Consider the following 22,372-nt stretch of genomic DNA (forward strand, 5'->3'; position numbering starts at 1 on the left):
TAATATTTTTGAGAGCTGCAGGTCGGTTATGGTTTTCCGTAAAAATACTTTAAAATAAATTTCAATATTTGTTTTAGGTTTTTTTATGTAGGAATTGCGTGGTAGTAAATTATATATCTAATTCATAAAAAACATTTTTTAAATAATTCGAATGGAAAAAGAGACAAGCATATCAATACAGGAAATAGCGAAGAATCACCTGCATGTGACCAAAAAAGTTTATTTGCTGAGTCCAAGCAGAATGTTTGCTGAATTTAATGGTGAAGAAGAAAATGTTAAAAACTATAACAACAGGCAGCTCTTGGAAATGCTGCAGAATGCTGATGATGCTGCCTGTGAAGCAAAAGGGGAAAAGAAAATCCTAATTAGACTGCTGGGCAAAAAATTAATCATAGCCAATACAGGATATGGTTTCTCGGAAGAAGGGCTAAATTCTATTTTTCACAGCCATTTAAGTCCAAAACAGGCTATGGAAGGCCAGATCGGCAAAAAAGGATTAGGGTTCCGTTCCATTTTAAGCTGGGCAAAAAAGGTTACTATTGACAGTCATGACTTATGTGTGGGATTCTCAAAAGATTACAGCAGAAAAGTGCTAAAAGAACTTTTGCAGGACCAGAAATTTAAGAGAGCTTTTGATAAATTAAAAAATGACGAAGAATTCCCTATTTCAACCCTGGTATGTCCAAAGGCGGAAGGCGCGGTAGTTGACTATTTTGAGGGCAAGGAAGATTTTGACACCATCATTCAAATTGATTTGCTGGACAATGCAGTCGAGCAGGTCATAAAACAATTGGAACAGGACATTGATTGTGAAGTATTATTGTTCCTAAACAATCTTGCCTCAATTTATATAGACATAAACGGAGTAAAATACAGTTTTAAAAAAGAACATTTATCGGCCGGGATAATAAAGATTACTAATGAAGAAGAGAATAACACCACTGAAAGCGTCTGGAATATTTATAATTTGGAAGGCAGATTTGAAGATATTAAAAGAGATTACCATTTAAGCGTTGCATGGCAGAATGACTTTGCCCATACTAAAGATGTGGTCTATTCCTACTTCAGAACAAAAGTGCCAATCCAATGCAAAGGAATCATCCACGGATCATTTGAACTGAATGCTGACAGAAACCTTATAATTGATGACGGTGAGCATTATAATAGAAGGCTAACCGCTTTGCTACCATCTCTGTTAGCGGAAGCTTCTGAGCAAATTGCACAAATAGAAGATGATTTTAATTATAAAGCAGTACTTTTTCTGGGGGCCGATTTCCAGTCTTTAAATCACCTTTCCGATAATAAAGATTTAAAAAACAGCATTATGAGTCTTGCCAAGGATAAGAATATTTTTCCTGTTACAAGCAATCAGTATATAAAATGGGATGATGAAAACAAACCGGTTTATTTTGCTGAAGAAATCATTCCGCAATACTTGGATCCAGATCGCTACCCTGATCTTCTGCTTTATACGGAAGATGCATTTGTTTTGGATTTTTTGAGCAAATTGGGATACGAATACTATAATGCGGAAGGGGTGATTTCCAGTATTTCCTCCCAAAAAAACAGTATAGGACTTCGCGATTATTCCTGCTTGATAAAATCCATAAGCAATTATATTTACCAAGATACTGATCTGCTCAAAACTGATGGTTTGTTCTTTGATAATGAAAAAAAATTGCTGTCTTTTGGCGAACCGCTATTTCTGCCCAACCAAGGAATAAAATACACTCTTCCGCCGGATCTGGGAATTCAGATAATCAGTAATGATCTTGCAGAAGAACTGATGAAAGTCTGCGAATGCCAAGATTTCGAGAATCTTGCGGCAGCTCTCTCGAAATACAAGCTTAAGGAATTTAGTTTTAACGAAGTTGTCGAAGCAGTAATATTACATTACTCACAGGGTGAGAACACCTCGGCGCAAGATATAAAAAGTCTGCATAAAACACTTTTCAGCATGTACAAACTCGAACCAAGGAGAGACTCGAACTGGGAAGGCACCGCTGTGAATCTTATCAATAAAAAAAATAAAATAAGAGTGGCTGACGAGCTATATTTCGGAAGGGAATACGGTAATCCGCTGGCCGAGGAGATCTACAGTTATGATAAAACAAAATTAATAGCCTCCCAACAGAAATTTGACATAAGCAGCAATGATGCCGCCCTATGGAAAAACTATTTGGAATGGCTGGGTGCGGCACACTGGCCCAGAAAAATTAAAGTCAGGGCTAACGTGGAATACGCAGACTATGTAATGAAAAATTTCAATTACAGAAACCTTGCCGGCGGCTACAATTTTAAAAATGGCTATGAAGGTTTTAAGAACGAACTGACAGGAGGCTACGGAGCAATAAGCGTTTTGTCTATTGATGATTTTGATAATATCCTGAAGCATAACAGTTCTGAATCCATCATAAATCTACTTGACAAAGATGATGAAATTTATAATTCCATCGAAAAAAATAGAGAACCTGATTCCAGTTCTATCAGCCTTAAGTTTTATAAGCAAGTCAAATTGCGATATATAAAATCAAATTTAATGCCCTCATATATCAAGTGGAAACTGGAAAATTCCAGCTGGCTGCAGACAGAAAGCAATATTAAATGCGAGCCTTCAAAATGTTCTTCAGCCGCTTACATCAATGAAGATTTCAGTGGTTTGATTGAAAGGCCTAAAGTAGATTATGACGTCCTTAAGTCAAAGCAGGTTCAAAGGGAAAAGGTGGATTATATATTAAGTTTAGCAGGAGTGCACAAAGTCATAAGCTCGCTTTCTGCTGAGATGATTTATACGATACTGCAAAAACTGCCAGAAATCGACCCGTCAGGGAAAAAGGCAAAAACGATCTATAATCAGATTGCCATTAACTATGATGAAAAATCTCTTTTAAAAGTAAGCCGTTATGATGAAGCGCATAGAACATATATGTCTTCGGGAAGGGTTTTCTGCAAAGACGGTAAGCATTATCCGTTAAATGAGGTTTACTATGTCAATGACAAAAGATATGGCGAGTCTGTAATAAGACAATTCAATACCATTGAAATCGAGAGACGAAGAAGCAAGGATAAAATAAGGAAAATATTTGGTGTCAAACCATTAGATGATTTTGAACTTAACGTCGACGGGATACCGCAGGTACATGACTTAAATCCAAAATTTGAGCAGGAGATTGAAAACTTCAAACCTTACGTTTATGTACTTAGGAAAGAGCAGGACAGCGGGAATGAAAAGAATATAATCAAAAACACGAAGTTCCAATTAGTAACTGATCTAAAAGCGGAATTAACTGTCTCAGGCCAGCAGAAATTATTTGAGCTTGATGATTTTGAGTATTTATACATCAAGAAAAGAAATGTAATTTTCATTAAAGCACCAGTGTTTTTTAGCGAAATCATTGATCTGAAAGAGAGCATTTTTTTCTGTTCAACAGTTGCTGAAGTCTTCTCGGCGATATTGGATGTTGATGCCCAAAGGCTTCAGATCAGAGAATTATTCTCCAAAAGCGCTTCGGTAAGGGATGAATTATTGCGATCAGAAACCGATGATATCAATTTGGAAAAACTCAGCGATGCAAGAAAAAAATTAGGGATAATCAGCAATCCAAAAATTGACTTTTGGAAAGCTTTTGTGAAGTGTTTTAAAAGCAAGACATTGAAGTTGAAGACCGATACAGATCAGGGGATATTGGAAGCATTACTAATGCTTTTTCCAAAAAAAACAGAACTAATAGTAAACAGCATAGATTCTATCAATTATCAGGACCTTAACGAAGAAGTAAGTTCTGATCTTATTATTAATTTATTTAAAAGCACCGGCATTACAATTTCCCAGTTCAATATGTTCCATTATCCATCCATCAATATTTCACAACTTTATGAAATCAGCTTTAAAGATGCGGTCAATGCTAATTTAGAAAATTTTAAAAGCATCTTATATGCCCAATGTCTGGCCGGCAGGTTTCCCAGGGAAAAGTTTTTGGAAATCAGCAGCGCATACTTAAGACTGGTTCCCGAGCCATATAATGAAGTCGATTTTGATGTAATTACAGATTTGCATAAGGCTGTCATTACATTATTTGAAATTGATTTAAGCGCTGAGAGCAAGGAAATTGACTGGAGCGCTTTATATGCTGAAAATATCGAAAAGTTATGGGAGGCAGTAAAGACATCTGAACTTGACAAAAAGCTTTTCAATCAATTCATACAAGAGAGCAACCTCATGCAGTCTCTGCTGTTTTTTGAAAATGAATTTGATCACATTGAAGAATCTTTTGCGGCGTGGCTTGGAAAAAATATTGCTGCAGGTCAAGATTCAAATCCAAGCACATCAAAATCCAAAAGAATTATTTTTGGAAGCGAACCTATTTTTTATGACGACCTGTCAGATTTAAAGAGCCAGATAGACAGTTTGTTATCGGATGAAGAAATAAAAAAAATAGGCTTTGCTAATGTAAAAATTGCTAGAAAAGACTTCACCGATGGAAAAAGCAGTTCCTCATCAAAGACAGGGACGAGGGGAATGAGTCCTAAAAAGCCTAAAGAAGAGATTGGTTTTCTGGGAGAATATCTTGTTTACAAGCACCTTTTAGAGATCAGCGAAAAGAAATCCGATGTGAAATGGGTTTCGGGCTATGCCAAGGACTGCGGTGTAAATCTGGATGGTGTGGACGGTTTGGGATATGATATGATATATCTGCCGAAAGGCGCAAAACATTCAAGAAACGTGGAAGTAAAAGTGGTCGGATGGGAAGATGCATTTCATATAACATCCAATGAAGTTAAGACCGGAGAAAGGTTAAAAAAGAGCTATGAGGTATTTCTGGTCAGAAATATTGAAAACATATCAGAAATGAAAATCGAGAGAATACAGGGCTTGTTTGATTATAAAGGAAAATCGTTTAACGATAATGAGCTCTTTACAGTGGTAAATGACAATTTTATTCTCAAATTTAAAAAGCTGAAGTAATAAATAAGGGGTAAAAATACAAGTTTATTGAAAGAATGCGATCAGTTTTAATTGTAGAGAAAAAAAAAGAAAAAACAAATTGAGTCTCACGATAAATAAGCCTGAGTACTATGTATCTCGAAGGATAACATACGATGTAATAACGCTAGAAGAAGGAGGTGTGATCGAAGTCTATTTTGACTGAAAATATTCAATATTTGTTCTTAAAACAGTCCTTAAAAAAAATCGCAAAGACACTATACAACTATTAATAAGAGTATTGCTTGAGAAATGTTTTGAAAACCTAAATCTTTACTCTATATTAAATGTGTCTGCTAATAAAAATCAGAGAAGAAGTCAAGCAAGAAAAAATGTAACCCTATTTTTTAATCTTTTTTTTTAGAAGGTGAATGATTTAAAAATTTTTAGATGCTTTTTTTTTGCAGAAAAAAGGTTAACGAATTACTTTACCATGACTACGAGTTTTTTGAATAATGTGATGTATTAATAAAATTGCGTTATCTTCGCCTATAGTAACGATTTTTACTTTACTTTGGACTTTATTATAATATTTTTATTATCACTATTTTAATGGATATAACAGCGAAACTTTGGTCTTTTTGTCACATACTTAGGCATGATGGGGTTGATAATGCTGACTATATAGAACAACTTACATACTTGCTGTTTTTAAAAATGGCAGATGAAAGCGGAGTCTCTGTACCTGATGACTGTCAATGGAGAAATTTACTTGCAAGAGAGGGGGAAGAATTAAAAGATTTTTATGAACAAGTTCTACTTAGACTAAAAAATGAAGAAGGTATTTTAGGGTTAATTTTTCAAGAACCAATAGCCAAAATTAAGAACCCATCGAGCTTAAAAAAAATTATTGAAGGCATTGAATCAATAGGTTGGACTGAATTAGGAAAAGATGTCCAAGGAGAGGCATTTGAAGGATTACTTGAAAAAATTGCAAATGAAGGCAAAAAGGGAGCAGGACAATTTTTTACTCCTAGACCGTTAATTGAAGCTATTGTTAATGTAGTAAAACCAAATCCGCTAGAGAAAAGAGATTATAAGATTTCAGATGTAGCATGTGGAACTGCAGGTTTTTTAACAATGGCAATAGATTGGGCAAAAAAAAATATTGATAAAGAAAAATGGGAAAGAATTAAAGATAAGTCTTATTACGGACAAGAACTAGTTGTAAGACCTTATCGATTGGCTTTGATGAATCTATTTTTACATGGTGTCAGTCCAAAATTAGATTTGGGAGATTCTATTTATGAAACGGTTAAACATGATTATAAATTTGACTGTATAATTACGAATCCTCCATTCGGAACAAGGGGGGTAAGCGGTGCTCCAAAAAACAGAAAGTTTAAAGTACATACTAGCAATATCCAAATTAATTTTATTCAACACATTTATGAGGTCTTATCGAAAGATGGGAGAGCTGCAATTGTTTTACCCGACAGTAGTTTAACCGATAGTAAAGCAAAGGAGGTGTGGAAAAATATTATTGAAAGCGGATCATGTAATTTACACACTATATTGAAGTTGCCGAAAGGTACCTTTAATCCTTATGCTGCAGGTGTTAAAGCTTGTGTTGTGTTTTTAAATAAAGGTACATCTATGAGGGATTTATGGATTTACGATGCGAGAACAAATGTTGATGATGTAAATAAGTCTTCACGCCAATTGGATTATACTAAACATTTTGGTGATTTTGTAAATTCGTATGGTGCTAACCATGATGGTAGTAGTAAAAGGATTGAAACAGAAAGATTTAAAAAGTATACTCTTGAGCAAATAATAAATAGAGGATTTGATTTGTCCTTTAATAATATTTATAAACCGGAGGAATTAGAGAATCCCATGTTTTATGTAGATAGATTAATATTAAGTTATGAAGATCAATTACAATCTCTAAATGCGTTAAAAGAGCTTTTAAAATCTCCAAAATAAATGATAAAACAATTAGGAAGAGTTAGTCTGAAGCAAATTATAATAACCCAAAAAGGTATTAAACCTTCTGTATTAAGTAAAGACATATTTGAGGGAAGTGTCCCATATTTAGATATTAATGCTTTAGAAACAGGTATGATTAGGGAATATACCTATAAAGAATTAGGTAATATTGGTGATGAACAAGACATATTTGTTGTATGGGACGGATCTCGTTCCGGACTTTGTTTTAATGGTGTATTTGGTGCTATAGGATCTACTATAATGCGTATTACTCCGATTGGATTTTTACAAAAATATTTGTACTATTTTATTAAAAGTAATTTCGTATACATAAATGGAAATACAAAAGGAAATAGCATTCCACATGTTGATCCAGAAATTTTCTTTGAATTAAAAGTACCTTATTTAAAAATAAGTGATCAAGAAAAAATCGTTTTAGATATAGAGAATAAAATTGAAAAAGGTCTGTCGATTTTAAATTTGCATCAATCGAATATATTGAATTCACTAAGTGAAACAGATATTAGCTTTCAAAAAGATATTGATGTGCGTAAATCTTTTGAAAATTTTAAGCTATCGACTTTACAGAAAGCTTTTTCAGGTGAATTATCTACTCAGTTCAGGAAAATTTCGTCCAAGAATAAAAAAATAGATCAAGAGGATTATATTGATTACTTAACCGAATTTAAAATTCCGAGTGATTGGATTTGGACTAATCTTAAATATATTTCTAAAATTGGCGTAGGAGCAACTCCTAAAAGAGGAGTTAAGGCGTATTGGGGAGGAAAAATTCCTTGGGTAAGTAGTGGAGAATTAAATGATACTGTAATAACCAAAACGAAAGAAAGAATAACAGAACTAGGACTACGAGATACTAATTTAAAAATTTTGCCTAAAGGTACTATCTTGATGGCAATGATTGGTGAGGGAAAAACAAGAGGTAAAGTTGCAATATTAGATTTGGATGCGTGCACAAATCAAAATATATGTTCTATAGCTCTTAATGATAATATCGATCCTAAATTTGTTTTTTATTATTTGCAATTTCGATACAAGGAGATTAGAAATGGATCAGTTAATAGTCGTTCTAGTAGTAGTCAGTCAGCATTAAATAGTTTAATTGTAAGCAAATTTAATATTTGCCTTCCTAGCTATGAGGAACAATGCTTTATATCTAGTAAAATTGATCAAATATTCGATCTTGTTAATAATCTTTCAGAAGAATTTATGAATGGCTTGGAAGAACTTGAAAAATTGGAAAGATCAATTTTAACTGACGCATATAATATTCATGATCTAAATTTAGATGATGAAAGTGAACAATTAAATAATTTATTGGATTATGTGAATTCGGAAAGAAAAAATATTGAGGAAATTCGGAAAGAAGCGAAGAAAGCCCAAGTCCAATTTAAAAAAAAGCATTTTATGAAGAACACAAAAGAAAATATTATATCAGAATTAAAAAAATATGCAATTGAAAAATTTAGCGATAAGAATATTTCGAATGATGATAAAATAGCTTTATTTGAGGAAATTCAATCTATTATTCCAGGTATGGATTTTGATGATTTTTCAGGTGCTTTTCAACAATTAGCTCAAAAAAAGCTTCATGAAGATGAACCAGAACCTTTTTTTGTTTCAAAAAGTGTTGCTGGAAAACTATATCATAAAATTAATTGATATGAAAATTCAATATTTAAAATTATTCAATAAGTATAGAAGCTTAGAAACCTTTGAATATAAGTTTTTAAAACATCCTCTACTTAAAGATAAAATTGATCCAATCTGTTTAGTTGGATTAAATGGAAGCGGAAAGTCAAATTTTTTAGAGCTAATTTCTGATATTTTTCATGAAGTTGAAGTATTTTTTCTATTTGACAATAAATTGTATGAAAAGGATAGTCCAAAATATTTTGCATATTCAAACAATAAAAATAAAGAAAGAATAATTTTCCATATCGAATATGAGATAATTGTAAAGAAACAGGCATTTATAATTAAAATAGTTCGTCTTTCCGCTAATGAAAATATTAAGTTTTATATAAAAGATTCAAATAAAAAAAGCGAATTTTCGGTACTAAAGAATTCAGAGGCTAGAAATTATATCCCACTTCTAATTGCCTATACTTCTGGATTAAATGATCTTTTAACACTTCCTTACATTGATTTGCAAGATTATTATGCGGAGCAAGTTGCTTTTGAAGCTCTTTCTAATTCTACTTCTCAAAAATCAATATTATCACCAAATTTACTCCTTTTAAATTATGATTCCAATGCCGCAATTGTAGTTTCGAATTTTCTTCTTGCAGACTCAAATAAAAAGGACATTTTTAAAAAAAACTTACGTGTTGAATCAATGAACAGTTTTAGAATTGTGATTAGATTAAACAAATTGTATGGAAATAAAAAAGTTGAGGTTACTGAAGAATTAAAAATATTTATTTCGCAATTAGAAGATTGTGCTTCACTGGCCAACGTAATAGTAGATAATAAGAAAGGCAACGATTACATTTTTGATTTTATAGTGGATGAGAATACAGTTGAGCTATTTCGAGATAAATTTGGAAGCGTTCAAAAATTGTTTGAAGCCCTAACAAAATTAAATTTATTAAATACCTTATGTGTACAATCAAAGTATAAAGATTTGCTGAGAAAAAAGCGAGAAAAAGGTCAGCTTATTAAATTTCCACAAATTGCTTCTCTAGATAAAATCTTTAGTATTGAAAATATTGAATTGGTTCTAAATCATCCAACACTGAGGACCGAATATGAAAAAATAAGTGATGGAGAGCATCAATTTATACATATTTTAGGTGGGATTTTGTTATTTGACAGTGACAATTCAGAACGAGATATCTTGTATCTTTTAGATGAGCCAGATACTCACTTTAATCCTTTATGGAGAAGTGATTTTTTTTATCAAATGCAGAAAGTTTTAATAAATAAAAATGTAGAATTTATAGTTACAACACATTCTCCATTTATATTATCGGACTGTCATGGTTATAATGTATTCAAGTTTAAAAGGAATGAAGATAAAGTTACTTTTGACAGGGTTGACAAAGAAACCTATGGAGCTACGTACGATAATGTCACCGAAAGTCTATTTGATCCTAATAATGATGAATATATTCACTTTGACAGTAGAATTGCAAAGTTAGCTTTTATAGACATTCAAAAATTACATAGCGAAATTAGTAGTATCAATACGAAAAAGGATTGGAATGAAAAAAGTGAAAATTTTATGAGTCGAATTAGAATGCTTGGAGAATCCGTTGATAGACTTTATTTACTTAAACAATATTCAGATTGTGAAGCAAAGTTTAACAAAATAGATTGATTTTAACTATGTTATTTTATTTGAAATTCATAAAGCATGATATTGAAAAATTACACGAGCTATTGGTGTTTTTTTTTAATAAAATTGATACCCTAGATCCAAAGGATTTTGATAGTAATACTCTTTTTCCAGATTGGTATAGCAATTTACCAATTTCAAAAATGGATAAATTAGAAAAATTGTTAACTGAATTTATACACTTTGAAAAATCTTTAAAGCAAAAAATTATTAAGAGTTTTACCAATAGCAACAACATTCAGGAGTTATTTCAAAATGATAAATTAGAAATTAATACAGCTAGGGATTTTAGTACTGATTTTTGGAAAAAGAAAATAGGTAAAAAAAATAAAGAAATTGATTTAAAAATATCAGACTTTTTATCGGATTTATTTACTTATTTATATAGCACACAATTAGGAAATAAAAACAGTACTTTTTGTAAAAAAACTGGAGTTGATTTGAAGAGTTTTTATAATTCCTTTGTTGAAGCAAACTCGGTTAATTACATAGAAAATTTAGTATGTCCATATTGTGGTCTAGAAAAGATGAGAGATGTCCGCAAGCCCGATCATGACCATCTATTACCAAAAGGAAATGATTTATTTGTTTTTTCATCTGTTAATTCAAAAAATCTTTTTCCTTCAGGTGCAGATTGCAACATAGAAAAGGATACAAAATTACTATTATACTCAGATTATTTAGTAACCAGAACTACAGCATTCTATCCTTACTCACCTGTTCCGCATCCTTTTCAGTTAATGTCATTTAATTTATTATGTAATGAGATTCCTAATTATAGCAATTCTTTTAAAGGACAATGGGAAGTTGAAATTACACCTATGGATACGACTGATTTAAAGACAAGACAAAATATAAATTCATGGAATAGGGTTTTTAATATTAAGGAAAGATATGAAAGAGTTATTAGTAATTCGAATAAATCTTACATAGACAAAGAATTACAGTTTACCAAAATAAAAAATATAAATGAATTAACAGAAAAGCTTAACGATCAGAGAGATCGATTACCGTTAAATTACTTTATGCTAAGCACAGAAATTGATGTTATACCAAAAAAAATTTTTTTTAATTGGGCTATCTCTGAAATTGCTTATCTTCAAACATTGATAGATTTAAATACAAGTACTACAGGTGTGAATGTAGACATTAATTTTTAAAAATAAAATGTTCTATATAATAAAAAAAATTAAAAGTTTCCTTTCTTAAGGCATATAAAAAGCATCCAAAGCGGTGCTGGTGACTTTATTAAATTTACTGAAGTGTCAGAATTATTCTGGGACTGGTTCTCCGCTGGTCTGCTGTTTTCTTCTTAAGCTTGTAAAAATCTTTCAGATGCCGTCATTCTGGACATATTGCGATATTTGAATAATATTACAATGGAGAGCAGGATGAAAACACAGAGTAGCTTATAGAAGAATCCGGTAGCAAAAAAAATATTTTTCTTCTCTCTGCTTGATTAGTAATTGGAAGTATGCAATTATTATTTTTTCTTTTTGATAACTAAATGTGACAAAGCAGGGTCATGTATAAGACGCTCCATTTTTGAATTTACAATTTCTGATATGTCTTCTTTTATCTGAAAATAATTGCGTTCAATCATTGTATTGTTTACAATGCGCACGGGGCTGATTCCCTGGTATGAGTTTTCTTCTTTTTTAAGTTGCTCATGATCATTGATTATTTCCGAATGGAATGTTTTCAGCTCAATTTTGCAATCCGGATTATCGGCTGTAATGCCGACAAATTCACCCGAACTCAAACATGAAATCTTCGAGGCAGGAACGGCAGCTTCCAACTGTTTTGATCTGCTGATGGAGGTGTCCGAGCTGTTTATGGAAATACTCTCGCGGTCCTGCATTATTTTTCCAAAACGTTCGGAAAGCTGTTTTGCAGTGTCGCCGTTTACCTGGCCGCTGATTATATTTCCGGTGATATTGAGTATGACATCCGCCTGCTCGCGGCCATAATCCTTTCGCAGCTGGCTGAAGTCCTGAATCCCCAGACAGGTGCTCACCTTATTGCTTCTGGCCGTAGCTATGAGACTGTCCATATTATTGAGATAAATAGTAGGGAATTCGTCAAATATGAGACTGCTTTTAAGTCTGCTTTTCTGGTTCACCTGCTTGATGAGCCTGCTGACATAAAGGGAAAGAACGGCGCCATAGGTCTGTATTTTGAGAGGGTTGTTGCCCATGCACACAATCTTTGGATCTTCGGGATTATTAATATCAAGCGTGAAGTCATTTCCAGACAGCACATAGTAAAGCTGAGCACTGGAAAGCCGTGCCATTGATATCTTGGCAGAGGCTATCTGCCCCTCCAGCTGCTCTACAACATTCTGGAGGTAGGCACGGATTCGTATGGACTTCAAAGAAAGTGACGACCGTGGAAATTTCAAACTTCAGCATTATCATCAGAACTATGGATATGATCTGGAAGCTTCGCTGGAAAAGCATTCGATAAAAGAACTTCTGACACCTCAGTACAAGGAAGATCTGATGAACTCTCTGAAAAAAGGCAATCTGCAGTCCGTAACTTTTGTGGTGGGAGGAGAGGAGAGAAAACAGTTTGTGGAAGCTAATCCCCAGTTTAAGACTATTAAGGTTTATGATTCTTCTCTACAGAGAATAAATGACCGTGAAAGCAAGAACGAGAAGCAGTCGCAGTCCAAAGGAAAGAGCGCAGACCTGGCTGACAATTCCGATGAGACCTCTCAGAAAGAAAAAAAAAGTAATTCCCGTTCAAAAAATGCGGGCAGATCGGTTTAAGGTGCTTAAACAAATTAAAACTGAGTTATGTCTTCTGAAAACAATCGAGTAGAAAATGAGATAAAAGTCTGGCAGTCCAAGGAAGAAAAATTAAAATTTTTATTTCAGAACAGCCCGCAGATAGAACGCTCTTTTGGCATAGAGAAACTGAAATTTTTTAAGATGCTCCTTTTTAAATATAAAAAGACGAAAGCCGTAGATGAAAAAATAACTCTAAGGTTTCTTAAGCATGAATTTAATAAATTGAAGCATCAAGTCTATCCTAATATCATTGTCCGGCTTTTAAATGAAGTGCTTAGTTCTGTTGTTTTTGAAAGGATAGATAAACAGGATTATCTTAAAGATCTGGAATTAAACAAGAAAACTTTAGAGGAACAGCTTATAAAAAGCGGTTTTCATGTGGCTTATGGCAAAGTATTGGAGCATATGCAGGAGCAGCAGTTAAATTTTTCTATTCCTGTTTCTTATCACATCTCAGAGAATGAAAGACTTGAACATTCACTTCAATTTGTAAAAGATGCGCAGGGGGATTACCAATTTGATGGATTCAGATCAATTCTTTATACAGATTCGTCGCCATCCAGACGCAGTACACATTACTTTAAGAATGAGAAAACTGAGGGCTTCAGCGCTGCAGAGGCATATGAAATGCTGGCAGGAAGAGCAGTGCTTAAAAGCGGGACTTGGAAACAATTTAACTTTAATGATAAAGACCTTAATGAAAATTATCGGATGCATGAATTTCCGCAGGCATATGGCTACAATGTCAGCAATGCTTTAAGAACAGTTCCTCTTAAAAATGATGATTACGAAACATTCGAATCCCTGGCCGATTCTTTGAAAAAGGGGAGGAGGGAAGAAGTTCTTCTTATGATACAACGGAGAGAAATGAAGGTTTTTTTGGAAGCAAATCCACGCTTTAAAACCTTGAATTTTTATAACGACAGGATGCAGAAACTTAGTCTGGCGGAAATTAAAAACGGTTGTAAAATTAGTCCGCTGCTAAAGCCGCAGCAAAATATTGAGTTGCAGACCGCAAAAAAATCTCATCATATGTGATGTTTATTTATCTTATACAGTTATGGAAAATCTTAATCTTTTATCGGGATTTTTTCAGGCAATCGAAAATGACTTCAGAATCAGCACAACTCACATTGCTATTTTTGCCGCCCTGCTTCAATTTCGCGCAAACAGGGATTTTATAAACCCAATACAGGCTTACAGTATCGAAATTCAGAATATTGCAAAAGTAGTATCTCCAAAGACTTATCATAAATGTATGCGAGAATTAGATGATTACGGTTATCTTATTTATGTTCCGACAAAGAATAAGAACAAAAGAAGTAGTGTTTATTTTCATATCTAATAGGCTCTGCACCGGTTATTTATGAAATGAGGGTATTTTTTTGCTATTAAAGCAGATTATGCAGCCTTTTATAACGAATTAAAATTATGTTTTATGGAAGAGTTCATAACAAAAGACGATTTAAGGCAGTTTGGACTATTGATGGCTGATACGGTCCGTAATGCAGTAGCTGAGGCATTCAATACAAAAAATATTGAAATGGAATCTGAGTGGCTGAAAAGCAAGGCCGTGAGAAAACTTCTTGATATCTCAGCAGGCTCAATACAAAATTTAAGGACAACGCAAAAAATCCGTTTTAAAAAAGTACTTGGTTCTTATTATTATAATCGAGAAGACATTCAAAAACTTTTTAGTGATGAAAAAGACTAGGAGATTAAAAGAAAGCAATATCATGGAGTATCTATCAATGTATTTTGCAGATCCCAAACTTAATGCCTGGCATTTATCAATTTTGACTGCGATAATAGGACTGGGTTATAAGCAAGGACAGAGGAGAAGGATAACGGTGAGCCGCAGCAAAATTATGAAGCTGTCTCATGTGAACACGCTGCCTACCTATCATAAGTATTTTAAACAGCTTCAGGATTTAGGGTATATTAAGTACACGCCATCTTATCATCCGGGCTATAAAAGCGAAGTTGAACTATGTAAAAAGCGGTTATCTCAAAATACTTGAGATAACCGCTTTTAAGTTTGAATACTTTTCGAAATTATTTATCAGGAAGAAATGTTGTACTTCTTTTTAATAGCCTGTATTTCTTTTTCCAGTCTGCTGAGAACAGCTAAGTCTGGTTTAGATATTTTCTTCTCAGTTTTGTTGAGTTTTCTATTCAGAAGTGACATTTCGCGTCCAATTGTAGCTTGTTCGGTTATAGCATACGCTTCGGTCTGCTTTACTGAGGCGTGGCCAAGCAGTTCTTTTACAACATTTATAGGGACATTATTATTTAATGTTACAGTGCTTCCAAAAGTACGGCGTGCTATGTGCGTATTTAATGTAAATGGAAACCCGCAAAGAATTGCAATCTCTTTAAGGTATTCATTCATCTTCTGGTTGGATGAAACTGGAAGCACCGTTCCGCGTTGAATGCACAGTTTATGATCTTTATATTTCTCAATGATTTTTAGCGCCTGAGGGAGCAGCGGAACATTGGTCGTAGAATTAGTTTTCTGTCTTTCAGACATAATCCAGAGGTTTCCATCAATCCCTTTTTTGATATCAGTTTTCTTTAATTGGTAGGCATCTATGTAAGCCAGACCTGTATAGCATTGGAATACAAATACGTCCCTGACAACATTGAGCCTGTCAGTTGTAAAATAATGTCTTTCAAGTTCGTACAATTCCTGCGTGGTAAGCGGTTTCTTTACTATTCTTGTTTTTCGACCCTTAAAGTTTTTAAAAGGGTCTTTATTGATAATTTCTTTATCAATTGCACGTATTACAATCTTTTTAAAATTTGCAATGTATTTAAGCGTGGTGTTGTTGCTGCAGTCGCGGACTGTTCTCAAATAAAATTCAAAGTCTTTCACAAACTCAAGAGATAAATCTGCAAATTCGATGTCATCTTTATTAAACTTAAATTTAATAAATGCAGTCAAATGATTTTTAGTGATTGTAAATCGCTGAAGAGTGCCTCTTGCGTAGCCTTTTCCCAGCAGAGATTTCATTTCGTCATTGTGTTTTTGAAATTCTTCCAGTACTTTAACTCTTTGTGATACTCTTCCCAATATGTGATCCATAACTTTTTCGGTAGTTAGTGGTTTACCGCTGTAAATTATCTCCGTTTTGATTTCATGGATTTTTAAAGTTAATGAATCCAAAAAGAAGTTTAAAGATTTTGCATCTTCTCTAGTGCCGATTGCTCTTTCTGTCTTTTGGTCCCATCGGCTAAAGTCCCATTTTCTCTTGGTTGATGTTTCCTTAGTAATTCCGTCTACGGTTATTCTAAGATGAACTGCTCTAATTTTACTTCCTTTGTGGGCGGTTTTTAAAAAAAATGCCATCCCAAAACTGTTCTCTAACATAATTCAGTTTTTTAGATTAATAAATGTAGAATTATAGCGTCAAAAAAACAAGTCGTTAACCTCGTTAACCCCTTTGTTTACAAGGGATTTAATCAATTTCTGTGGCAAAATTTTCATCGTGTATTTTTTGCCACGATTTTGCCACAGAGATTTTGTTAGGTTTTAAAAAATTTGAAAAGCAGCATAAATGAAAAAAGCCTGCGAATCTTACGATTTGCAGGCTTTACCACGTTTTTTGCGGGTTTTTGAAAAGATTGAAAAACTTTCGTTTCGGCTTCTTTTACCCTTTTTGTGGGGAGAGCAGGATTCGAACCTGCGAAGTTTTCACAGCAGATTTACAGTCTGCCCTCGTTGGCCGCTTGAGTATCTCCCCGAATCTCTAGCGTTGTGCTTTGTTGTTCTAAGCGGTTGCAAAGATAGGAACTCTTTCTACATTTCCAAACAAAAAAGCGACTTAATTTTAAGTTATTTTAAAGTTATTTTTTAATTCATTGGAAGTGAATAAAATAAAAAATCTCTAATTTGTATTTTTTTTAATTTATTTTTAAAAGTAGGAATATTTTTATAGTAAATTTTTGGTTTTACATTTAGATTTTTTCTTAAATCAAGTCGCCAGCCATTACTTTTGCTGGTATATTTAAATAAAGATTTATGAAAAAAAAAATATTGATGTTGTTTTATAATTGGCTTCTGCTGAATTTAAAAATAGCACTACAGTTTTAAATTACTCTTCAAATGAGCTTTTTTAAGCCAGGTTTTTGTTTTTTGTTGATAGACTCCATTTCTGAATTTATGATACAGTATAAAACAAAAAATCTCCCTAAGGAGATTTTTTTTTGACTTATTTTAAAAGGAGAATTATTTTGCTAATAATTCTAATATTTTAGCTTTCAATTCTGGACCTCTTAAATCCTGAGCAACCACTTTTCCTGATGCGTCAAGAATAAAAGTTGCCGGAATTGATTCAACATTATATTGTTTTGCAATTGGTTCATCCCAGAATTTTAAGTTTGAAACATGAGTCCATGTTAAACCGTCAGCTGCAATAGCTTCTTTCCAGTGTTCAGCATCTTTATCTAAAGACACACCAATAATATTTAATCCTTTTGAATGCAGCTCTTTGTAAATAGCCACAACATTTGGGTTTTCTTTTCTGCATGGTCCGCACCATGAAGCCCAGAAATCAACAATAGTTACTTTGCCTAAGCTTTCTTTAAGCGAAACTACTTTTCCTTGTGGGTTAGGAGCCGAAAAATCTGCTCTTCATTTAGCGCTGCCAACTGGAGGAGCTGTTGCACCAACCGCAGGCATTTTTGCTTGACCTAGTCTAGATTTAATTTCTTTACCAGGAGTTGTATTTTTTACAGACTCGTCTAAAGCGTTGTATAAACTTTCAGCTTTTTTCATATCTGTACTTGGATCATTGATCATTCCTTGTAAAATCAATACAGAAATAAAAGATTTTGGGTGGCCTTCAGCATAAGCTAAGTATTTCTTTTTGCTGTTAGCTTGTACTTCTGTTTGAATTTCCATGTATTGTTTCATCAAGCTGTTGATAGTTGCTGTATCTTGAGCTTGTTGAGCTTGCTGCATTTTCTGAGTATTCTTTTTCTGAAAATCAATTAAGCTTTTTTGAGTTTTGTTTAATTCTTCGTTGAATTTTACGTACTCATCATTATTGTAAGTTCCAGAAACTTTAGATTTATGGATACTGTCTTTATCAATTTCAATATTAATTTCTCCAGTCTCTAATATAAATGGATATGGCTGGTTAGCACCTTGAATGATTAGAGTATGGAAAGCAGGCTCAGTAACTTTTCCTTTAATTTCAAATTTTCCATTTTCAACTTTTACTGTATCCAGCGCAACTGACATTCTTGTAGCAGGATCTAAACCTTGAAGAATGATTGTTTTTCCGTTTTCAATTCCTTTTGCAGTACCTGTAATAAGGTATTCTCCATCTTTAACTTTACTGCATGAAATTATAGCTGCAGAAGCTGTAAGTAAAAAAAGTATTTTTTTCATTATAAAAAATTAATTAGTTAATTGATTTGTGCAACAAAAGTATCTAAAATTATAAAACATATAGAATTTTGTAACCTAAAATTTTGTTATAGTTTTTTTTGCTCTAATTGTCCTAAAATCAGGGGTTTTGTTGCTTTTATTTGATTTAAAACTCCTATTTGATTTTTGTTTCTAACGTGAAGATAGGATTTTTATAATAATAAAGTATAAAAAAAGCACTCTGTAAAAAGAGTGCTTTCTGAAATATTTTTGAATAAAATTATTCTTGATTTGTTTTCTTTCTCCAGGTAAAAGCATTTAAGATATGTCTTTTTGCAAACCTTGCAGGAGAATCAGCATTTACCATTTTCACGTAAGTTGCTTTAGGAACACTAATGTATTCGTAAACACTTCCATTAGAAAAATCAATAATCAAACGTCCTTCTACAAATTTAAAATCAGTAATAGAACAAGTTGAAATTGTTTCTGTGTACTCAGGTAAATTAAGTTTGATAGTATCAGGGTGAATACTTACTAAAAAGTGGTAAGCTTCAATAATCGTTTTACTTTTTTCTTCTGCAGCTTTAAGACCAGCTTCATCTCCAACAAATTTATCAGGATGAGATTCTTTCATCGCATTACGATAAATTGTTTTTAAATCTTTTAATTCTGCAGTTTTCTCTACGTTTAGTAACTTGCGGTATTCAACTATTTTTTTCATAAATAAAAGGTAACTACTTGTCTATTAGTTTGAAATTGATCTTTTTTAGTTCAAATCGACAAATTTTTTGCAAAGGTACACTTTTTTTTAACTTTTCAGTTTTCATGTAAAAAATATTCTTTTCGAATTATGAATTGTGAATTATGAATTATGAATTATGAATTGTGAATTAGTAGATTAAAACTCATAATTCATAACTTATAACTAACTTTAGTTTCCCGGTTTATGATTTGCTTTATCGAAGTTTCTTGACTTTTTAGGATACTTATCGTAGCTTATATCGCTTGGGTTCTCAATAACAGATTTTATGGTAACCCAGTCGCCAACTTTAAAATTAGACTCAACCGTTTTATAATCTAAAAGATATTCTCCACAGAAATAATTGTTGTTTTCATCTTTTTCGATTACGCCGGTGTAAACTCCTTTTTGCGGCAATTTTTCATGTGAATCTTTAGACATGTTTTTATATTTTAAATTGAAGAAGCAAAGTTAATCAATTTAGTTTGTTTTGGGGAGTTCGCTGTAATCTGAGTATATTTGCACATGCAGAAAAATTTTAAACCCCATCCTAATTCATTCAAAAATACGTTTTGTGTTTTTAATGAAGTACTTCCAAATGAAATTGAAGGTTTAAAGAAACAATTCGAAAGCAAAGCAGGAAGCTCTTATTATTATACCCAAGCAGGTATGTATCGAGTATCAAACCATTGGGGAAGATTAGCCAATAGTAAATGGCGTTTACTGGCTCGTGAGCCCGAAACGGAATCAAAAACAAAAATAGGATTTGCTCTTTGGGAAGAGTTTTATCCGGATAATGCCGATGAAAAACTATATTATATAGAAGCCGATTTTGAAAAAAATCTAGCAAATTATCAGCATAAAAAAAATCCAAAATACGACGGAAAAGCAATTTTAAGAACAAGTTTTGAAACAACAAAACGTTTAAAACAAGTTAGAAATCTGCAGCAATTAACTTCATGGGCAAAACATTTTGAATATGAAGATATAAACGATTTGAGAAAAGAGATAATTACCGAACTGATTTTTACCGAAAAAAGTTTAGAAGAAATTAAAAGAGCAATATATGGGACGCAATAATGAACGAAATATCAAAATTCACAATGACAAATTGCACAAAGCCCAGGCTAAGAAAAAACAAGCCGAAGTTTCCCGCAAAGAAAAACTGAAAGAAATTGTGAAAAAATTCAACGAAAGTAAAGAGTAATAAATTATAGTTTCAAGTTTGAGGTTTCAAGTTTCACATTATGCGGCAACTTGAAACCTGCAGCTTGAAGCCTCAAACAAAAATAACCATGAGTAATAAATTCGAAACCTTAAAAGCCAGCGTTCAGGAAATCATTGATTTAATTGCTGCAGGAGATTCCAGAGAAGCCAATAATAAACTTCTTGAAGTAAGTGATACACTAGATGAAATGATTGATTTTGCAGAAGAAGATGAAGAAGTGCGAGAAATCAGCCGTTATCAGGTTTTATTAAATCAGCTTCACGTTAAAATTAATGGAGAAGAACCAGTCGATGGAGAATAAAATCTGCTTTTGTGACACAGGATTACTTTTTGAAAATTGTTGCGGATTATATCTCCAAAAGAATCAAAAAGCACCAGCAGCTTTGGCTTTAATGCGTTCCAGATATTCTGCTTATGCTAGCCATAATGCTGATTATCTTATAGAAACGACCTATATTTCTGAAAGAAAATATTATTCTAAAACAGAAATTTTAAGATGGGCACAAGAAAATAAATGGCAGAAACTGGAAATTTTGAGTTTTACCGAAAATACAGTTGAGTTTAAAGCTTATTTTTTAGATTCTGATCAAAAACCTCAAATACATTACGAATTTTCTACTTTTAAATTCGAAAATGGCGCTTGGTTTTATGTTGATGGAAAGTTTGAATAATTATTATATCTAACACTGTTAGCAGTAGATTTTGGTTAAATATTTTAACTAAAAATTAATAAACGTTTCGTTTTTCATAATTCTAAAAAAACGTAATTTTAAAATTATGAAAAACGAATTTAAAAAAGGTTTTTATTTTAAGTCGTACGAAGCCCCTTTTCAGTCTCCGTTTGAAAAACTTTTTGGCATTTTCAAAGAGCTGATCACCCATACTTCGGGTGATTTTGATGAAGCAATCAGCTGGCTTCGTGAGTTAGATATAGAATATAAACTGACCGACGAGAACTACACAATCGATGATTTTATCGAAGATTTAAAAAAGAAAGGTTATATAAAAGACGAAGTCAAAGAAGATGGAACGAACGGTTTTGGAATTACGGCTAAAACAGAACGTGCGATTCGACAGCAGGCTTTAGATCAGATTTTTGGAAATCTGAAACGTTCCGGAAACGGAAATCATAAAACAAAACATGCCGGAAATGGTGATGAACATACCGGAGAATTTCGTGAATTTAATTTTGGCGACGGTTTAGAACGTATTTCGTTAACCGAAAGTCTGCGAAATGCCCAAATCAATAACGGTGTCGAAAGTTTCATGCTGACCGAAAATGACTTGGTTGTAGAAGAAACACAGCACAAAGCACAAATGAGCACCGTTTTAATGATCGACATAAGCCACAGTATGATTTTGTATGGCGAAGATAGAATCACGCCTGCTAAAAAAGTAGCAATGGCTTTGGCAGAATTAATCACAACACGTTATCCAAAAGATACACTTGATATTTTGGTTTTTGGAAATGATGCCTGGACAATCCCAATTAAAGATTTACCTTATTTACAAGTTGGACCTTATCATACTAATACAGTTGCAGGACTTCAGTTGGCAATGGATATTTTACGCCGAAAACGAAATACCAACAAACAGATTTTCATGATTACCGATGGAAAGCCAAGCTGCGTGCGTGAACGTGACGGTTCATATTATATGAACAGTAACGGCCTCGACGAATATATCGTAGACAAATGCTATACGCAGGCACAGCAGGCCAGAAAATTACATATTCCAATTACGACTTTCATGATTGCTAATGATCCGTATCTACAGCGTTTTGTAAATCATTTTACAGAAGCCAACCAAGGAAAAGCATTTTATACAGGATTAAAAGGTCTGGGCGAAATGATTTTTGAAGATTATGAAACGAATAGGAAAAAGAGAGTTAGGTAAAGTGTTCAGTCACAGTAATCAGTCTCTGCCGCAGTTGTCACACTGAGCGAAGTCGAAGCGCTGCTTTTG

The 22,372-nt window shown here is 33.1% G+C and carries 19 protein-coding genes, 1 tRNA gene and 1 pseudogene; 14 read left to right on the plus strand and 7 right to left on the minus strand.

The genetic code is table 11. From position 1 onward, the window contains the following. Window positions 1-151: 151 nt before the first annotated feature. The 5 genes from ACTJIW_RS17700 to ACTJIW_RS17720 all read left to right on the plus strand — a co-directional run bounded on the left by ACTJIW_RS17700 (window position 152) and on the right by ACTJIW_RS17720 (window position 11,434). A complete protein-coding gene (locus tag ACTJIW_RS17700) occupies window positions 152-4,966 on the plus strand; it encodes a DUF3883 domain-containing protein (protein WP_440715745.1) in 4,815 nt (1,604 codons plus the stop codon). Between the two features lie 570 nt (window positions 4,967-5,536). Continuing rightward, the gene (locus tag ACTJIW_RS17705) at window positions 5,537-6,913 is read left to right on the plus strand and encodes an N-6 DNA methylase (RefSeq protein ID WP_440715744.1); all 1,377 of its coding nucleotides are present in this window, start codon (window positions 5,537-5,539) and stop codon (window positions 6,911-6,913) included. Further along, window positions 6,914-8,596, plus strand: coding sequence for a restriction endonuclease subunit S (locus ACTJIW_RS17710; RefSeq protein ID WP_440715743.1), 1,683 nt, complete (start codon window positions 6,914-6,916; stop codon window positions 8,594-8,596). Window position 8,597: 1 nt separating this feature from the next. After that, the gene (locus ACTJIW_RS17715; RefSeq protein WP_440715742.1) at window positions 8,598-10,256 is read left to right on the plus strand and encodes a restriction system-associated AAA family ATPase; all 1,659 of its coding nucleotides are present in this window, start codon (window positions 8,598-8,600) and stop codon (window positions 10,254-10,256) included. 20 nt (window positions 10,257-10,276) lie between these two features. Beyond that, window positions 10,277-11,434 (plus strand): hypothetical protein, encoded by a 1,158-nt coding sequence (locus tag ACTJIW_RS17720; protein ID WP_440715741.1) that lies wholly within the window; start codon window positions 10,277-10,279, stop codon window positions 11,432-11,434. Between the two features lie 323 nt (window positions 11,435-11,757). Here ACTJIW_RS17720 and ACTJIW_RS17725 read toward each other — a convergent pair whose 3' ends face one another. Next, entirely contained in the window at window positions 11,758-12,648 is an 891-nt protein-coding gene (locus tag ACTJIW_RS17725; protein ID WP_440715740.1) for a type IV secretory system conjugative DNA transfer family protein, read from the minus strand. On the opposite strand from ACTJIW_RS17725, the gene ACTJIW_RS17730 reads away from it, so the two are divergent. From ACTJIW_RS17730 to ACTJIW_RS17745, 4 genes are all read left to right on the plus strand, one after another. After that, window positions 12,638-13,045 (plus strand): hypothetical protein, encoded by a 408-nt coding sequence (locus ACTJIW_RS17730; protein WP_440715739.1) that lies wholly within the window; start codon window positions 12,638-12,640, stop codon window positions 13,043-13,045. The genes ACTJIW_RS17725 and ACTJIW_RS17730 overlap by 11 nt on opposite strands. A 27-nt stretch (window positions 13,046-13,072) precedes the next feature. Beyond that, complete coding sequence (locus ACTJIW_RS17735; RefSeq protein WP_440715738.1) at window positions 13,073-14,104, plus strand: hypothetical protein; 1,032 nt, start codon at window positions 13,073-13,075, stop codon at window positions 14,102-14,104. Between the two features lie 22 nt (window positions 14,105-14,126). Then, window positions 14,127-14,411 (plus strand): hypothetical protein, encoded by a 285-nt coding sequence (locus ACTJIW_RS17740; protein WP_440715737.1) that lies wholly within the window; start codon window positions 14,127-14,129, stop codon window positions 14,409-14,411. 93 nt (window positions 14,412-14,504) lie between these two features. Next, entirely contained in the window at window positions 14,505-14,780 is a 276-nt protein-coding gene (locus ACTJIW_RS17745) for a helix-turn-helix domain-containing protein (RefSeq protein ID WP_440715736.1), read from the plus strand. 348 nt (window positions 14,781-15,128) lie between these two features. Here ACTJIW_RS17745 and ACTJIW_RS17750 read toward each other — a convergent pair whose 3' ends face one another. The 6 genes and pseudogenes from ACTJIW_RS17750 to ACTJIW_RS17775 form a co-directional block, all read right to left on the minus strand. Further along, window positions 15,129-16,436, minus strand: a complete 1,308-nt coding sequence (locus ACTJIW_RS17750; protein WP_440715735.1) for a site-specific integrase — start codon at window positions 16,434-16,436, stop codon at window positions 15,129-15,131. Window positions 16,437-16,728: 292 nt separating this feature from the next. Then, window positions 16,729-16,809, minus strand: a tRNA-Tyr gene (locus ACTJIW_RS17755). 485 nt (window positions 16,810-17,294) lie between these two features. Further along, a pseudogene (locus ACTJIW_RS17760) lies at window positions 17,295-17,681 on the minus strand (peroxiredoxin family protein); the annotation flags it as partial. Window positions 17,682-17,699: 18 nt separating this feature from the next. Further along, a complete protein-coding gene (locus ACTJIW_RS17765) occupies window positions 17,700-18,461 on the minus strand; it encodes a DUF4369 domain-containing protein (RefSeq protein WP_012026317.1) in 762 nt (253 codons plus the stop codon). A gap of 259 nt (window positions 18,462-18,720) precedes the next feature. Beyond that, window positions 18,721-19,161 (minus strand): KTSC domain-containing protein, encoded by a 441-nt coding sequence (locus ACTJIW_RS17770; RefSeq protein ID WP_012026316.1) that lies wholly within the window; start codon window positions 19,159-19,161, stop codon window positions 18,721-18,723. Between the two features lie 210 nt (window positions 19,162-19,371). After that, window positions 19,372-19,620, minus strand: a complete 249-nt coding sequence (locus ACTJIW_RS17775; RefSeq protein WP_012026315.1) for a hypothetical protein — start codon at window positions 19,618-19,620, stop codon at window positions 19,372-19,374. A gap of 84 nt (window positions 19,621-19,704) precedes the next feature. On the opposite strand from ACTJIW_RS17775, the gene ACTJIW_RS17780 reads away from it, so the two are divergent. From ACTJIW_RS17780 to ACTJIW_RS17800, 5 genes are all read left to right on the plus strand, one after another. After that, window positions 19,705-20,259 carry a hypothetical protein gene (locus tag ACTJIW_RS17780; RefSeq protein ID WP_440715734.1) on the plus strand — a complete coding sequence of 185 codons (555 nt, stop codon included), beginning with the start codon at window positions 19,705-19,707 and terminating at the stop codon, window positions 20,257-20,259. After that, the gene (locus ACTJIW_RS17785) at window positions 20,246-20,386 is read left to right on the plus strand and encodes a hypothetical protein (protein WP_085950295.1); all 141 of its coding nucleotides are present in this window, start codon (window positions 20,246-20,248) and stop codon (window positions 20,384-20,386) included. The genes ACTJIW_RS17780 and ACTJIW_RS17785 overlap by 14 nt, the downstream gene beginning before the upstream one ends. Window positions 20,387-20,474: 88 nt before the next feature. Continuing rightward, window positions 20,475-20,708 carry a hypothetical protein gene (locus ACTJIW_RS17790; RefSeq protein WP_044048528.1) on the plus strand — a complete coding sequence of 78 codons (234 nt, stop codon included), beginning with the start codon at window positions 20,475-20,477 and terminating at the stop codon, window positions 20,706-20,708. Then, window positions 20,680-21,078 (plus strand): YchJ family protein, encoded by a 399-nt coding sequence (locus ACTJIW_RS17795; protein ID WP_235023052.1) that lies wholly within the window; start codon window positions 20,680-20,682, stop codon window positions 21,076-21,078. Before ACTJIW_RS17790 ends, ACTJIW_RS17795 begins: the two co-directional genes overlap by 29 nt. 106 nt (window positions 21,079-21,184) lie before the next feature. After that, a complete protein-coding gene (locus ACTJIW_RS17800; RefSeq protein ID WP_012026311.1) occupies window positions 21,185-22,303 on the plus strand; it encodes a vWA domain-containing protein in 1,119 nt (372 codons plus the stop codon). Window positions 22,304-22,372: the final 69 nt, after the last annotated feature.

The sequence above is a fragment of the Flavobacterium sp. 22659 genome, from assembly GCF_052044235.1.
GTDB lineage: Bacteria > Bacteroidota > Bacteroidia > Flavobacteriales > Flavobacteriaceae > Flavobacterium > Flavobacterium johnsoniae.